At 33.5% G+C, this 15,977-nt stretch carries 15 protein-coding genes and 1 tRNA gene; 9 read left to right on the top strand and 7 right to left on the bottom strand.

What is annotated here, in order from left to right; all coding sequences use genetic code 11:
• Window positions 1–51 precede the first annotated feature (51 nt).
• Window positions 52–1,599: a glycine--tRNA ligase gene (locus tag AC23L6_RS08965; protein ID WP_487561826.1), complete on the top strand. Its 1,548-nt coding sequence runs from the start codon at window positions 52–54 to the stop codon at window positions 1,597–1,599.
• Between the two features lie 32 nt (window positions 1,600–1,631).
• Here AC23L6_RS08965 and AC23L6_RS08960 read toward each other — a convergent pair whose 3' ends face one another.
• On the bottom strand, window positions 1,632–2,567 hold the full coding sequence (locus tag AC23L6_RS08960; protein ID WP_487561825.1) for a P63C domain-containing protein: 936 nt from the start codon (window positions 2,565–2,567) through the stop codon (window positions 1,632–1,634).
• A 4-nt stretch (window positions 2,568–2,571) separates the two neighbouring features.
• Window positions 2,572–3,063, bottom strand: a complete 492-nt coding sequence (locus tag AC23L6_RS08955) for a transposase (RefSeq protein WP_487561824.1) — start codon at window positions 3,061–3,063, stop codon at window positions 2,572–2,574.
• A 333-nt stretch (window positions 3,064–3,396) separates the two neighbouring features.
• On the opposite strand from AC23L6_RS08955, the gene AC23L6_RS08950 reads away from it, so the two are divergent.
• The 4 genes from AC23L6_RS08950 to AC23L6_RS08935 all read left to right on the top strand — a co-directional run bounded on the left by AC23L6_RS08950 (window position 3,397) and on the right by AC23L6_RS08935 (window position 7,612).
• Window positions 3,397–4,341, top strand: a complete 945-nt coding sequence (locus AC23L6_RS08950; RefSeq protein ID WP_487561823.1) for a LytR/AlgR family response regulator transcription factor — start codon at window positions 3,397–3,399, stop codon at window positions 4,339–4,341.
• Window positions 4,342–4,512: 171 nt separating this feature from the next.
• Entirely contained in the window at window positions 4,513–4,785 is a 273-nt protein-coding gene (locus tag AC23L6_RS08945; RefSeq protein ID WP_487561822.1) for a hypothetical protein, read from the top strand.
• Window positions 4,786–4,884: 99 nt separating this feature from the next.
• Complete coding sequence (locus tag AC23L6_RS08940) at window positions 4,885–6,933, top strand: tetratricopeptide repeat-containing sensor histidine kinase (RefSeq protein WP_487561821.1); 2,049 nt, start codon at window positions 4,885–4,887, stop codon at window positions 6,931–6,933.
• Window positions 6,934–6,937: 4 nt separating this feature from the next.
• Window positions 6,938–7,612: a response regulator gene (locus AC23L6_RS08935; RefSeq protein WP_487561820.1), complete on the top strand. Its 675-nt coding sequence runs from the start codon at window positions 6,938–6,940 to the stop codon at window positions 7,610–7,612.
• Between the two features lie 238 nt (window positions 7,613–7,850).
• Here AC23L6_RS08935 and thiL read toward each other — a convergent pair whose 3' ends face one another.
• Window positions 7,851–8,897 carry a thiamine-phosphate kinase gene (gene thiL / locus AC23L6_RS08930; RefSeq protein ID WP_487561819.1) on the bottom strand — a complete coding sequence of 349 codons (1,047 nt, stop codon included), beginning with the start codon at window positions 8,895–8,897 and terminating at the stop codon, window positions 7,851–7,853.
• A gap of 100 nt (window positions 8,898–8,997) precedes the next feature.
• On the opposite strand from thiL, the gene AC23L6_RS08925 reads away from it, so the two are divergent.
• A complete protein-coding gene (locus tag AC23L6_RS08925) occupies window positions 8,998–9,930 on the top strand; it encodes a 1-phosphofructokinase family hexose kinase (RefSeq protein ID WP_487561818.1) in 933 nt (310 codons plus the stop codon).
• 174 nt (window positions 9,931–10,104) lie between these two features.
• Here AC23L6_RS08925 and lepA read toward each other — a convergent pair whose 3' ends face one another.
• Entirely contained in the window at window positions 10,105–11,901 is a 1,797-nt protein-coding gene (lepA, locus tag AC23L6_RS08920; RefSeq protein ID WP_487561817.1) for a translation elongation factor 4, read from the bottom strand.
• Between the two features lie 193 nt (window positions 11,902–12,094).
• Here lepA and dusB point away from each other — a divergent pair, with 193 nt between their 5' ends.
• Window positions 12,095–13,087 carry a tRNA dihydrouridine synthase DusB gene (gene dusB, locus AC23L6_RS08915; protein ID WP_487561816.1) on the top strand — a complete coding sequence of 331 codons (993 nt, stop codon included), beginning with the start codon at window positions 12,095–12,097 and terminating at the stop codon, window positions 13,085–13,087.
• Window positions 13,088–13,111: 24 nt separating this feature from the next.
• Here dusB and AC23L6_RS08910 read toward each other — a convergent pair whose 3' ends face one another.
• Both AC23L6_RS08910 and rbfA read right to left on the bottom strand, forming a co-directional pair.
• The gene (locus AC23L6_RS08910; RefSeq protein WP_487561815.1) at window positions 13,112–14,311 is read right to left on the bottom strand and encodes an ABC transporter permease; all 1,200 of its coding nucleotides are present in this window, start codon (window positions 14,309–14,311) and stop codon (window positions 13,112–13,114) included.
• 1 nt (window position 14,312) lies between these two features.
• The gene (rbfA, locus tag AC23L6_RS08905) at window positions 14,313–14,705 is read right to left on the bottom strand and encodes a 30S ribosome-binding factor RbfA (protein WP_487561814.1); all 393 of its coding nucleotides are present in this window, start codon (window positions 14,703–14,705) and stop codon (window positions 14,313–14,315) included.
• A 204-nt stretch (window positions 14,706–14,909) separates the two neighbouring features.
• Between rbfA and mce the strand changes: the two genes are divergently transcribed.
• Window positions 14,910–15,311 carry a methylmalonyl-CoA epimerase gene (gene mce, locus AC23L6_RS08900; RefSeq protein ID WP_487561813.1) on the top strand — a complete coding sequence of 134 codons (402 nt, stop codon included), beginning with the start codon at window positions 14,910–14,912 and terminating at the stop codon, window positions 15,309–15,311.
• A 51-nt stretch (window positions 15,312–15,362) separates the two neighbouring features.
• Window positions 15,363–15,436: transfer RNA gene (locus AC23L6_RS08895), tRNA-Ile, on the top strand.
• Window positions 15,437–15,623: 187 nt separating this feature from the next.
• Here the strand turns inward: AC23L6_RS08895 and AC23L6_RS08890 are convergent.
• Window positions 15,624–15,971, bottom strand: coding sequence for a hypothetical protein (locus AC23L6_RS08890; protein WP_487561812.1), 348 nt, complete (start codon window positions 15,969–15,971; stop codon window positions 15,624–15,626).
• Between the last annotated feature and the right edge of the window lie 6 nt (window positions 15,972–15,977).

Below are 15,977 nucleotides of genomic sequence, written 5' to 3'. Positions count from 1 at the left end.
CCTATAATTAGGATGTTAATTTATGGACACTTTTTATATTTTTGCACCACTATGGCAAAACAAGAAGATTTATTTAAGAATGTAGTTTCGCACGCAAAAGAGTATGGATTTATTTTTCCATCAAGCGAAATATACGACGGATTGAGCGCAGTATATGATTATGCTCAAAATGGTGTAGAATTAAAGAAAAATATCAGAGAATATTGGTGGAAATCAATGGTTCAAATGCATGAAAATATTGTAGGTCTCGATGCCGCAATTTTAATGCATCCCACCACATGGAAAGCATCTGGACATGTTGATGCTTTTAATGACCCATTGATTGACAATAAGGATTCTAAAAAAAGATATAGAGCAGACGTTTTAATTGAGGATTATGCCGAAAAATTAAACCTAAAAGCGAAGAAAGAAATTGAAAAAGCGCGTGAGCGTTTTGGCGATTCTTTTGATGAAGAACAATACAAAACAACAAACCCTCGTGTGGTTGAATATCTCGCTAAAGAAAGAGAAATTCTTGAAAGAATGGGTCGTTCATTAGGTTCGGGAGACTTAGCCGATGTAAAAGCTTTAATAGAAGAACTAGAAATTGCCGATCCTGAAACAGGTTCCAGAAACTGGACCGATGTAAAGCAATTCAACTTGATGTTTGGTACTAAGTTAGGTGCTTCAGCAGAAAATGCTATGGATTTATACTTGCGACCAGAGACTGCTCAAGGGATTTTTGTTAATTTTTTAAATGTTCAAAAATCTGGTAGAATGAAAATTCCTTTTGGAATTGCTCAAACAGGTAAAGCTTTTAGAAATGAGATAGTTGCGAGACAATTCATTTTCAGAATGCGTGAGTTTGAACAAATGGAAATGCAATTTTTTGTGAAACCAGGTGAGGAAATGAAATGGTATGAATATTGGAAAAATACGCGTTTAAACTGGCATTTGTCATTAGGTTTAGGAAAACAAAATTATCGTTTTCATGACCATGAAAAATTAGCACATTATGCCAATGCGGCTGCCGATATTGAGTTCAATTTCCCTTTTGGATTTAAAGAATTAGAGGGAATTCACTCCAGAACCGATTTCGATTTGAAAGCCCACGAACAGTATTCTGGGAAAAAGATGCAGTATTTTGATACAGAAGCTAATGCTAACTACACACCTTATGTTGTTGAAACCTCTGTTGGTTTAGACAGAATGTTTTTGGCTGTTTTTTCTAATTCATTAAAAGAGGAAGTGCTTGAGGATGGTACAACTAGAATAGTTTTACAATTGCCTTCAGTTTTAGCACCAACTAAAGCTGCGGTTTTACCATTGGTTAAAAAAGACGGCTTACCAGAGGTAGCAAGAAACATTATTGATGAATTAAAATGGGATTTTAACGTAGCCTATGATGAAAAAGATGCTGTAGGAAGAAGATACAGACGTCAAGATGCACTTGGAACACCTTTTTGTATTACTGTAGACCATCAAACTTTAGAAGACAAGACAGTAACTATTCGTCATAGAGATACTATGAAGCAGGATAGAGTAAAAATTGTTGAGTTAAAATCAATAATCGAAAATGAAGTTTCGATGAAAAATTGGTTGCTAAAGACAAAAAATTAGAATTAGTAAAGCTTCTCAAATGGGAAGCTTTTTTATTTGAATATCACTGTCTTAAGTTTTTCATTGAAATCCGAATAGGGAGTTATACCTTCTTTGTTTTCTATATAAATAATTTTAGTTGCATTTTTTTGTTTAGGATAGGCTTTATTGAGTAGCTGAATAAAAATGTTCCAATTATTTCCAGAGGCTTTTAGTAGAGAGATTAAGATTAGGATAAACTCTTTTAAATTCGGGTGTTCTATTTCCTGTTTTTTATTATTCTTTCGTGTATAAGTTCTTTTTGGTTTTGATTTTCGAATAGCTTCTAAAACATCATTTTCAATTCGCGAAAAGATGATTTCATTTAATAATTCCAAGACCAAAGCAGGTTGTTTTTGAATATCTTCCCAAAAAAAAGAATGCATTGTTAGGATATTCTCTATAAAAGCTAAGGGGAATGTCTTTACCCAATCAAAAATTGTATCGTTGTGTTGTTTTTTTATGAGTGTACTAAAATGTTCAAGAGTTACTATTTTGTATCGAGTAAATCCTGTGACTTTATCAATTAAATCTTCAATAGTAGACAGCTCAACAGCTTTTAGAGCCAAAAGAGCTAGTTTGGCATGTTTTAATTGAGTAATGTTTAAAAATCCATCTTCTTTTGCCTTTACAATTATTTTGCATAGCTCTATGAAATAATGAGATTCTACGGTATTTTCAAAGGTTGTCGTTTTACTTTTCGGATCGGTTATTTTAACTATAATTGCATTTTTAAATGCGGATGATAGTTCTGGATTAATGAAGAAAAAACCGTTTAATTTGTCTATAAATTCAGTTACCCAATTTTCTGATTTCCCATCATATCCTAGAGCTTTCTGAATGGAGCTAATGGTTAAAACACGTTTGTTGTCTTTTAACACATAGCAATTCAAACTTATAGACCCTAAAATTAAAGGATTTTCTTTTTGACCAAACCGGACTGTTAGCATCGTTCTATTTTTTTAATTGTTTGAGCCATTCCACTAATTGTAACCTATCTTTTTCAATTACGACCTCTATTTCGTCAACGTCCTTCTTTTTTTGTTTGAGTAGCTTTTTTCTTTCTACACTTTTTGTAACTCCAAAATGATGTTGAATATCTTTTATCATTAACCAGGCAGACTTTTGTGTGATTTCAAGAGTTTCACTCAATGCTACAGAAGAAATAAGTTCATTTTTAGAGGTAATAATCCAAATAGCAATAAACCATTTTTGTAATTCAATTTTTGAATTGTAAAAAAGAGTATTGGTTTTAACATTGAAATATTTTTTAGTATTTCTACAACGATAGCGATTTTGTTTGCAATGATACACTTTTGAATTTGGATCAAATGGACTAATTACTAATCCATTCCATCGAATCTTTTCTAAATGATTAATACAACTTTGTTCGTCTGGAAAAGCTTTTTTTAATTCCAGAATAGATTTAAAATCTTCACCTAACATTATTGAAATGGATTAAAAAATTTAATTACACAAAAATAAAAATATTGATGTAAATAAATATATAAAAAATAAATTAATTCCATATTTAGGTAATTTGAATCAGCCCAAAATGCAATTCAACGAATATTATTGCGGTTTGTATTTTATTATTAACAATATCTAGAATTGTATTAACATTCATTAACAGGAATTTATAAAAAATGTAAATTAGCCTCAATTTTGTAGTTGACGCACGCGTCTAAATGCGCATGCTTGTACTCAAAATCCCCAAACCTATTACATAGAACTTTCTGCTTAATGCTTTACTAAACTAAAATTTAGGAAAAGCAATTAATGAGGCATTCTTTTATAATTATTGATGATAACTCTCAAAGTCTTTTGAAAACCAAGGCGATTGCTGCCAGTTTTCAAAATCTTCAGTTTATTGCATCAGCTACTAATTATGACGACGGGTTAAACCTTATCCTAGAGTTTAATCCTAAAATTGTTTTTTTAGAAATTAATCCTGAAGATAAATCAAGCAACTTATCATTGCAATTAATCAATGAATTGCATCGCTATTTAAAAGAGATTCCAAAATTCATAATTACAACCCAAGATGAGGAAAAAGTCCTGGAAGCTATTAAATACGACGTTTTAGACTATTTTGTAAAGCCATTGGATCGACATGATTTGAGAAAAGCAATATTAAAGTTCGAAAAAACAATTGTAAATACACCTCAGTTTTTCAATCAAAATTTATCAGAATCCAGTAAATTGATTCCTCTCGAAGAAAAGAATACTAATCCTGATGTTTTTGATATCGAGAACAGTAAAGATGAAATAGAAGCTCAGGAAGAGAACACGAGTGATGAGTTGAATGAAACAAATGAACTCCAAAAGAAGGAGGACAAAGTCTCATCATATACAGAGACTAGAAAGGAAGAAAAGCCGCTCATTATTTGCGTGAAATCATATGGCGATTACCGATTTATAGAAGCCAAAGACATTTGTTATCTTCAAGCTGATAATAATTCTACGGATATTCATTTGTACAATGGCGAAATGATTACCGCATTCAAAACATTAAAACACTTTGAGGGAGTACTTAGCTCTCCTTTTGTTCGTATTCACAATAGTTACATAGTTAACATAGATTATGTTTCAAGAATACATACAGGAAATGCTGTTTGCTATATTAAGAATACAACAACCAAACTTCCGTTTTCAAAATCATATAAAGAAAACGTTGATTCTATTATAAATAGCATCACAAATGGCAATTATCTAGAAATATAGAAAAACCATCTACTCGAATTTGATATTCATTCACTATCAAACGACATCATTCTACCAAAAACGCCCGAAAACAGGGCGATTACAGAGACATACTATGTAGTTTTACATCGTGAATCAGGAAGATTTACTGAAAAAGCGAAAAACAATTACAAACTTATAAAGTCTCAAATTATGAAAAAGTCAATCTTAACTATCGGATTATTTTCTTTAATGATGGTATTAACATCATTTACTTCTCCTGAAATTGGAGGTAGCAACACAGCACCAAGACCAATGTATGAAATTGGAGGTAGCAACACAGCACCAAGACCTGTATATGAAATTGGAGGTAGCAACACTGCACCAAGACCAATGTATGAAATTGGTGGAAGTAACACAGCTCCAAGACCTGTGTATGCTATTGGTGGAAGTAATACTGCACCAAGACCACAAAGAACATTCTAAGAAAAGTAAACTCAAATATATTAAAGGTTTCCAGAAATGGAGACCTTTTTTTATTAAAATTAATTTTATTACATTAGCAAAATAATCAATTTTGAATAGTTGAAAAATAAAGCATTTATATTCTCACTCTTTATATTTATTACGATAAGTTGTAATAAAGATTATGAAACAAAAAAGATGGATAACTATAACACAGATAGTTTGACTACTTATTTATCTTTTGCACAAAATAAAAAATTACCCACAAACAAAAGAATTCAGTTTAATAAGAAAGCGTTGTCATTATTAGAAAATAGACAGAATACTCTTCAGTATCGTAGTGATTTATTTTCAATAGCCCAGCAGTTTTTTGTACTTAAAGATGAAAAATCTTTAAATAAGTCTCTCAAATTGATACTTGATAAGTCGATTGAAAAAAAAGATTCATTACATATTGCCAAAACGTATAGTATACTTGGGAATCAATGTATTAATAGTGGACAAAATGATAGTGCTTACTACTACCTTTTAAAGTCTGAAAAATTATTTTTAAAACTTAAGGATACTTTAAATCTTAGCAAAAACTATCTGGATAAATCATACGTTCAATTGTATGAAAATGATTATACAGGATCTGAGCTTTCTTCCATTCAAGCTTTAAGTTATTATAAAAATCTTAATGATAGATTATCAGAATATCAAGCATTGAATTTAATAGGAATATGTTCAAATGAACTCAAAAATTATGAAAATGCATTAATTTATCATAAAAAGGCCTTGGATTATGTAAATAAATATGAAGAGATATCAAATTTAAAACTTCATTTTCGATCAAGTACTTTCAATAACCTAGGATATGTTTATCAAAATTTAAACAATCATAAGGAAGCTGTTAACAATTTTAGATTAGGACTTAACGAGAAAAACCTGTTAGAAGACGATCCTAATATTTACTCTACGATTGTTGATAATTTAGCCTATTCAAAGTTTAAACTGGGAGATTATAATGGACTTCCTGAATTATTTTTTGAATCATTGAGAATTAGAGAAAAAAATGGACTTTATTCAGGTGCAATTGCAAATAATATACATTTATCAGAATTTTTTGCAATAAAGAAAGACACAGTAAATTCTCAAAAATATGCAAATGAGGCTTTAAAGTTGGCTAAAACCACAAAGATTTCAGGAGATTTATTAAGTTCTCTAAAACAATTATCACTTGTTGAACATAAAAATTCTTCTCAATATTCTAAGGAGTATATAAAAATAAGCGATAGTATTCAACAAGAAGAGCGAAAAGCAAAGGATAAGTTTGCCAGAATTGCCTATGAAACAGATGAAATTATAGGAGAAAAAGACAAATTAGAAGAGCAGAATAGAACCTTACTCTACTTTTTCATCGGAACCTTTGCGGTAGGAGTTTTGTTGTTTGTAATTCGTACACAAAGAGCTAGGAATAGAGAATTGTTACTAAAACAACAACAACAAAAAGTAAATGAGGAAATTTATAGTTTGATGATTTCTCAACAGCAGACAATCGAAGAGAATAGGGTCAAAGAGAAAAAGAGAATTGCTCAAGAACTCCATGATGGTATTTTAGGTAGAATGTTTGGAGCAAGATTAAACTTAGATAGTTTAAATAAATTTAGTGATGAAGAGTCTATTGCCAGTAGATATAATTATTTGAACGAATTAAAAAATATTGAACAGGATATTAGAGAAATATCTCATGATTTGAATCGAGAGAAGCATGTACTTATTAATAATTTTGTAGCCATCGTTCACAACCTTCTTGAAGAACAGAAATCTTCTTTTGACTCTGAAATTACATTTAGTATCGATGAAGATATAAAATGGGATTTAGTAGACAATACCACAAAAATAAATTTGTACCGAATCTTGCAAGAATCACTTCAAAATATCAATAAATATGCGAAAGCGAAAAATATAAGAGTAGATTTCAAAAAAGATATTGACAACATCATCTTAAAAATTGTTGATGACGGAATTGGATTTGAGGTAAACACAAGAAAAAAAGGTATAGGTTTGCAAAATATGTTATCAAGAACCAACGAATGCGATGGTGTATTTGATATTGATTCTAAAAAAGGAAAAGGAACAGCAATCACGATAACAGTACCCATTCAAAAAAATACAGTAACAGCTTAATTATATGGCAACTAAAATTAATATACTTATAGTAGACGATCATCCTTTTATTATTGAGGCTTATAAAAATGCTATAAAAGGATATAATTCTAAAGGTGCTTATGAGTTTGTAATCACCCAAGCTAAAGACTGCAAAACAGGGTATGAAGCAATTATCGATGCGCAAGACGATCCTTTTGGGATTGCTTTTTTCGATTTGAGCATGCCAACCTATGAAGAAAAAGGAATTTTTTCAGGTGAAGATTTGGCTCTCTTGATAAAAGAAAAAATGTCAGATTGTAAAATAATTCTACTGACTATGCATACAGAATTATTGAAAATCAATACTATCATTAAAAACATTAATCCAAACGGATTGGTGATTAAAAACGATTTAACCTTTGATGAATTGTTGTTAGCCTTTGATAAAATTCTAAAAGAAGAGAATTATTATAGTCAAACGGTTGTGAAATTGGTGAGCCAAATTCAATATGACAACATCGAAATAGATGCTTTTGACAAACAAATTTTATATCATTTATCTAAAGGGACAAAAACAAAAGATATCCCACAATACGTTCCGTTATCCTTGAGCGCCATCGAAAAAAGAAAATTAAATCTCAAAGAAACCCTTGAAATAAAAGGAGGAAGCGATATCGATTTGATTAGAGAGGCTAAAAATAAAGGGCTATTGCTTTAATTTGCTAGTAAACCGTAACTAAATTTGAGGGAAACCGTAACGTTTTTTACGGGAAACCGTAACAAATAAAAAAGAGTTTTAGAGTACTTTAGCACTATAGTATTGAGTTGGTTATTATAATAAAATGTAATAATACAATACAATGATAAAGCTCTTTTTGACCCAATCGAAAGAAACGAATCCTATTTATTTAAGGAGAAAAAAGCGACAACCATAGGGGGAGAATTGTCGCTTTTTTTTATTCAGTAATTGCATCCCAGCCTCTAGCTTTCAGAGCAATTTTTGTGTCTGCACGAGTAATTAGATGAAGACCTTCACTTTCTTGAGTCATATGACCAATGATGGTAAAATTGGGATTTCCTTTTATTTTTTCAAATTCTTCGATGGGAATTGTAAAAAGCAATTCATAATCTTCACCACCATTAATAGCTACCGTAGTACTATCAATATTGAATTCTTCACATACAGTAATTAATTGAGGGTCAAGAGGTAATTTGTTTTCATACAGGTTACATCCAACTCCAGATTGTTTGCAAATATGCATGATTTCTGAAGATAACCCATCCGAGATATCAATCATTGATGTCGGTTTTATTTCCAAAGCATACAACAAAGTGCGTACATCTTTTCTTGCTTCTGGTTTTAATTGTCGCTCAATTAAATAAGAATAAGCATCCAAATCTGGTTGTGAATTCGGGTTTACTTGAAATACTTGTTTTTCTCGTTCTAGAACTTGCAAACCCATATAGGCAGCGCCAATATCACCTGTAATGACTAATAAATCGGTTGGTTTGGCTCCATTTCTATACACAATTTCATCGGCATCAGCTTCTCCAATAGCTGTAATACTAATGATTAAACCTTTTTGCGATGAGGTTGTGTCTCCACCTATAACATCTACTTTATACACAGAAGCGGCCAGAGTTATTCCAGCGAATAATTCTTCCAAAGCTTCTAAAGGAAATCGATTCGAAACTGCTACTGAAACGGTTATTTGAGTTGCCTTAGCATTCATGGCGCAAATATCAGAAATATTTACCACTACAGCTTTATACCCCAAATGTTTCAGAGGCATGTACGCCAAATCAAAATGGACTCCTTCAATTAATAAATCGGTAGAAACAACAGTTTTTTTGGTTCCAAAATCTAAAACTGCAGCATCATCACCAATTCCTTTTAGAGTAGAAGGCTGATGGATTTCAAAGTCTTTTGTCAAATGGTCTATCAATCCAAATTCTCCTAATTGAGCTATACTCGTACGTTGTGGGGTTTTATCTTCAATCATGATGTATCATTTCAGGTCGCAAATATACGAAGAAATTGTCGCCTTAAATGAAATGGAATTCTCAGAATTTTTCGCATCTTTAGACTGTAAAATTTGAAAAATGAAATCACAACCTATTGTTACCATTACAGTAAATCCAGCCTTGGACAAAAGCACCCATTTTAGAGGTTTGGTAGCCGAACAAAAAATTAGATGTGAAGAACCACGATATGATGCTGGCGGAGGAGGAATCAATGTCTCGAAAGCAATTTCTCGTTTGGGAGGCACCTCTTTAGCGGTATTTACCTCTGGTGGGCCAACAGGAAAAATGCTTGAAAAATTGGTAAAAAAAGAAGCAATAGAATATAAAGCAATTGAAATAGAAACCTGGACTAGAGAAAGCTTTGTAGCTGTGGATGACAACACCAATTCACAATATCGATTCGGGTTTACGGGTGGTACTATTTCAGCAGTTGAAGAGTGCAATTTATTAGAAGCACTGTCCAATCTTCAACCAGAATTTTTTGTAGCCAGCGGAAGTTTAAATGAAGGTTTGTCAACAGATTTTTATCAGAAAATTGCAGAAATTGCTAAAAAAAACAATTCGAAATTGATTGTAGATACCTCAGGAGAAGCTTTGAAAAAAGTCTTAGAAACGGGAGCTTATCTTATAAAACCTAATGTTGGCGAATTAGCTAAACTCATTGGTGTTGAACGCCTCGAAATGGAAGAAGTACATGAAGCGGCTCAACAAATTATTGCAAAGGGAGGAGCTGAAATTGTAGTGGTTTCTTTAGGACCTCAGGGTGCAGTTTTAGTTACCAAAGACAATTACGAATTTGTTCCAGCACCTAACGTAGTCAAAAAGAGTACTGTTGGCGCTGGAGATAGTATGGTAGGAGGAATGGTGTGGGCGCTTTCACAGTATAAATCTTTAGAAGAAGTAATTCGTTGGGGTGTGGCTTGTGGCTCAGCAGCAACCATGAATGAAGGCACTCAATTGTTTAAAAGAGAAGATACGCAACGATTGTTTGATTGGTTGGAGAAGCAATAATATAAAATAGTTTGATTTTTCTGAACCATCAAGAAATTAAGTAACATTAAGTCTTAATACACCCTAAATTTCTTAATGGTTTAAACTAATCGATAGTAGTCAAGTAGAATAAAACAGAAACCCAACAACTTTCGTTATCGGGTTTTACATTATACAGTATACATTTTACAATTCTCAATCATTCAATTTCAACACCGCCATGAATGCTTCTTGAGGAATTTCAACATTTCCTACTTGACGCATTCGTTTTTTACCCTTTTTCTGTTTTTCTAGTAATTTACGTTTTCTGGAAATATCACCACCATAACACTTGGCAGTAACGTCTTTTCGTAATGCTTTGATGGTTTCACGAGCAATAATTTTGGCGCCAATAGCTGCCTGAATAGGGATATCAAACTGTTGTCTCGGAATCAATTCACGCAATTTTTCGCACATCTTTTTACCAATAGTGTACGCATTGTCTTCATGTATCAATGCCGAAAGAGCATCCACAGATTGTGCGTTGAGCAAAACATCAAGTTTTACTAATTTTGATGTGCGCATTCCAATTGGAGAATAATCAAACGAGGCATATCCTTTAGAAACAGTTTTCAATCGATCATAAAAATCGAATACAATTTCCGCTAATGGCATGTCAAAAGTTAACTCTACACGTTCTGTAGTCAAATAGGTCTGATTGGTAATCAATCCGCGTTTTTCTATGCACAAACTCATTACATTCCCAACAAAATCCGCCTTGGTAATAATGGTGGCTTTGATATAGGGTTCTTCAACGCGGTCTAGTCGAGAAGGCTCAGGAAGGTCAGAAGGGTTATTCACTACGAAACCTGTTTCTGGATCTTTTTTGGTGTAAGCCAAATAAGAAACGTTTGGAACAGTAGTAATTACAGTCATGTTGAATTCACGTTCCAATCGCTCTTGAATAATTTCCATGTGCAGCATTCCTAAAAATCCACAGCGGAAACCAAATCCTAAAGCCGCAGAACTTTCAGCAGTAAAAACTAAAGAAGCATCATTCAACTGCAATTTTTCCATGGAATTTCGCAATTCTTCATAATCCTCAGTGTCAACAGGATAAATTCCGGCAAAAACCATTGGCTTTACATCTTCAAAACCATGAATCATATTGGTCGTAGGTGTTTTAGCATCGGTTAAGGTATCACCCACTTTTACTTCCTTAGCTTCTTTAATTCCAGAAATTAAATATCCAACATCACCAGCAGAAATGACTTGTTTCGGAACTTGGTTTAGTTTTAAGGTGCCAATTTCGTCCGCAAAATATTCATTCCCTGTCGCCATGAATTTTATTTTTTGTCCTTTGCGAATTTCACCGTTTTTCACTCGGAAAATAACTTCGATACCACGAAATGGATTGTAAACCGAGTCAAATATCAATGCTTGCAACGGTTCGTTTGGGTCACCCTTTGGGGCAGGAATTCTTTCAATAATAGCGGCCAAAATATTTTCGACACCAAAACCCGTTTTCCCTGAAGCATGAATAATTTCGTCGAGCTTACATCCCAACAAATCAACGATGTCATCACTTACTTCTTCTGGATTAGCACTTGGCAAATCGACTTTATTCAAAACGGGAATAATTTCCAAGTCGTTTTCTAGAGCCAAATATAAATTGGATATCGTTTGTGCTTGGATACTTTGTGCTGCATCTACAATCAAAAGTGCACCCTCGCAAGCCGCTATGGAACGAGAAACTTCATAGGAAAAATCGACGTGTCCTGGAGTGTCAATCAAATTTAAAATATAATCTTCTCCTTTGTATTTGTATTCCATCTGGATGGCGTGACTTTTTATGGTAATCCCACGCTCGCGCTCCAAATCCATGTTGTCTAGCAATTGTGCTTTTTCTTCACGAGCACTAACGGTTTGTGTAGCACCTAGAAGTCGGTCGGCAAGTGTACTTTTACCGTGGTCAATATGTGCAATAATGCAAAAATTTCTAATATGCTTCATCTTCTGTATCTGTCAATTTTTTTGGCAAAATGCTTTCGCATTTAATCGGCAAATATAAGGTAAAAGTTTTGAAAGTAATTTTTTTAAACTATTAAGAGATTAAGAAAATTAAGACTTAATATACTTTAATACCTTAATGGTTTAAAGCTCTAAAATCTAATTTTTCTATCTTTGCACCAAAATTTATATTAAAATGCCCAAAATTGGCAACATAGAATTACCTGATTTTCCCTTACTTCTTGCGCCTATGGAGGATGTAAGCGATCCGCCGTTTCGTCGTTTGTGTAAAATGCATGGTGCCGATTTGATGTATTCCGAATTTATTTCTTCGGAAGGGTTGATTCGTGACGCCATTAAAAGTCGTATGAAATTAGATATTTTTGATTACGAACGTCCAGTTGGAATCCAAATTTTTGGTGGTGATGAGGAGGCTATGGCGCTTTCTGCTAAAATTGTAGAAACAGTACAGCCTGATTTGGTAGATATTAATTTTGGTTGTCCTGTAAAGAAAGTGGTGTGTAAAGGAGCAGGAGCTGGCGTTTTGAAAGACGTGGACTTAATGGTGCGCTTGACCAAGGCAGTAATCCGAAGCACTCATTTGCCAGTTACTGTAAAGACGCGTTTAGGCTGGGATGAAAATTCTATCAATATTGATGAGGTTGCTGAGCGTTTGCAAGATATTGGTGTACAAGCATTGACCGTTCACGCACGTACTAGAGCCCAAATGTATAAAGGACATTCCGACTGGTCGCATATTGCACGAGTGAAAAATAATCCACGAATTACCATGCCTATTTTTGGTAATGGCGATATTGATAGTCCTGAAAAAGCATTGGAATACAAGAATAAATTTGGACTTGACGGCATGATGATAGGTCGAGCTGCTATTGGTTATCCTTGGATTTTTGACGAAATCAAACATTATTTTAATACGGGCGAACATTTGGCAAAACCAAGTGTGGGCAATAGGGTAGAAGCCGTTCGTAATCATTTAACTTGGGCAATGGAATGGAAAGGAGAACGATTAGGCATAGTAGAAACGCGTCCACATTATACTAATTATTTCAAAGGCATTCATTCTTTTAAAACCTACAAGCAAAAATTGGTAACCTTAGATCATCCAGAAGAATTATTTGCAGTTTTGAATGAAATAGAAGAAGTGTATACTGGATATGAGTTTGTATAAATTTCTTTTGGGAAGAGTTTTAGTTTAGTCCAATAACGTTTTATTTACTCTACTACTCGCAATCCAAGAAGCGATTAATCCTAGAGAGAAAATAGTGCCCAAAACAAGTACAACGTTTTGAATGCTAAAAACTACTGGATAAGCCAGCGTTGGCGTAATCATTATCACATGATAATGCTGTTGAATAGCAACAATTAGTGTTCCTAAAACCAATCCAATACATCCGCCAAAAACGGTTACTAAAGTGCCTTGAAGCAAGAAAATTTTTCGCAAATCAATAACTTCTGTCCCAAGATTGTATAAGGTTTTAAGATTCCCTCTTTTGTCTAGAATCATCATGATAATTGCTCCCGCTAGTGTAAATAGTGTTAGGATAATAACTAGCGTAAAAATCAAGTATACCGCAGTGTTTTCCGTATTTAGCATTTTGTACAAGCTATCATTGAGTTGAGCTCTATTTTTTACGGTTACCTTGTTGTTAAAAATACTTGCTAGCTCTTTTTTTATATTTTCCTCATCGGCATTGGGCTTCAATTTGAGTTCTATTCCCGAAACTTGATTGGGTTGATATTCTAATAGTTCTTGCGCCAATCCCAAATCGGCAAAAACATACTTTGAATCCAAATCCTCGCTAATAGCATAAATTCCAACTGGAATAACAGATGTCTTGTTAAAGGCTTCTTCAGGATTCTCAATAGCTCCTTTCCCTGGTTTTGGAACATAAATTTCTAATTGGTTGCTAAAGTCAAATAATCCCAAAGAAAGTTTTTCTGAGATGCCATAACCAATAACCACTTGATAGGTATCAGGTCTAAGCCATTGTCCGTTAAACAATGTTTTTTTTACATTATTCACTTTGCTGTAAATACTGTCAACACCTTTTAAAGTGGCAACTTCCTCTTTGCCGTCAAACAGAAATAGAACGCGCTCTTCAATAATTTTGCTTTGAGCAGTTACGCCTTCCATTTTTTGAAGTCGTTGTTGCTGTTGTTTCGAAATCAAAAATGATTTCCCTTTTGCGGCTGTTACTTTTATATCGGGATCAAAATCATTGCTAAACGATAGGCTAAATTCTTTCAAACCACTAAAAACAGACAAAACTACAAACAACGCCATGGCACTAACAATAATCCCAGCAGTAGCAATTCTTGAAATAATGTTTATAGCATTGTTGTTGCTCTTACTGAAAATGTAGCGCTTAGCGATGTATAACGAAAAATTCAACTTAGATTTTTTTTCGTTTTTCTAGAAGGTCTCGATTCTCGATAGGGTTTTCTTTGTTTGATAATGCTTTGTCAATTTTTTCAATGTAGTCTAAAGAATCATCAATAAAAAAAGTCAAATTAGGCACTTTTCGAAGTTGCAAACGCACTCTTTGTGACAAATCATGCTTTATCAAAACCGAATTCGATTTAATCGCCGCCAAGGTTTCACTTGCTTTTTCTTGAGGGAATATGCTCAAATATACCGTCGCAACAGATAAGTCTGTTGTAACACTCACTTTGGATACGGAAATTATCAAATTCGGAATCCCGTTTTTTCTCACTTCACCTTGTAAGATATCCACCAAATCTTTCTGAATTACCCCACCTATTTTTTTCTGTCTATTTGTTTCCATGCTGCAAAAATACGATTTTTAAGTTTCAAAGTTTTTATCTTTATAGAATTATTAGGAGCAAAAAGTTTGGGCTTTATCGATTAATCTTATTCCTGCTTTCCGCTCTATCTGCGCAAAAAAATGCGCAGGATGCCGCTGCACTCAGGGCTAAAAGACAAATTTTTTGCGTACTTTTACAGTAATCGATTTGAATACATCCAGATAATGAGAAAAATTGAACATATAGGAATTGCCGTCAAAGATTTAGAAATTTCCAATTTGCTATTCGAAAAACTCTTTGGAGCACCCGCCTACAAACAAGAAGAAGTAGCCAGCGAAGGCGTAAAAACCTCTTTTTTCAAGAACGGCCCCAACAAAATAGAACTATTAGAAGCGACAAATCCCGATAGCCCAATAGCCAAATTCATAGAAAAGAAAGGAGAAGGCATACATCACATTGCTTTTGATGTTGAAGATATCGTTGCCGAAATCGAACGCCTAAAAAACGAAGGCTTTCTGATTTTGAACGAAATACCTAAAAAAGGAGCCGACAACAAGCTAGTAGCTTTTTTGCACCCAAAAGGGACAAATGGCGTCTTGATTGAACTTTGTCAAGAAATCCCATAAAAATAGTTGCAACGAAAAAAAAATAGTAGTAATATTGCAACCTCATTAACCGGTCCTATAGCTCAGTTGGTTAGAGCACCTGACTCATAATCAGGTGGTCCTTGGTTCGAGCCCAAGTGGGACCACAATAATAAAGCCTTTACAGAGATGTAGAGGCTTTTTTGTTTTTTTACGTCCCGCCGGCTTTGCGATAGTGGGAGCCAGCTAGCTGATTATTTTCTTTTAAAGATAAAGTTTTTTCGTGAAGAAAAAACGTCAAAGTAACTAAGCAACCCAAACATATATTGCAAACTGCTGCTATAGGCTGGCAAATTATTCAAAGTATTTTTCTACAAGCTTGAATTCCTCATTCCAATTTTTTTCATCCCTCCCAGTAAGTGTCTTTTTTATTTCTTCTAAAATAGTAGAGTTTAATAGTGGATCAATATGGGTAGTAGTAAAAATGACATTTTTTGTAGTATTATAATCTATAATTCCGAGTGCAGAACAGGCTACAATAAATCCATGAAAATAAGGTTCAGGAAGTAAAGTTAAGTTTTCGCAAAAATCATCTTTATCAAACCCCATTCGATTGTCATATGATAATTTCATAGCATATACTGATAATAATCCCGAGAAAGAAACCATTGAGTAAAAATGCTGTAATTGTTGCTGATTCATGACGTT

Source organism: Flavobacterium sp. R1_16 (assembly GCF_057652095.1).
Note: the sequence above shows the minus strand (reverse complement) of the source record. Positions and strands in the feature narration are given on the sequence as shown.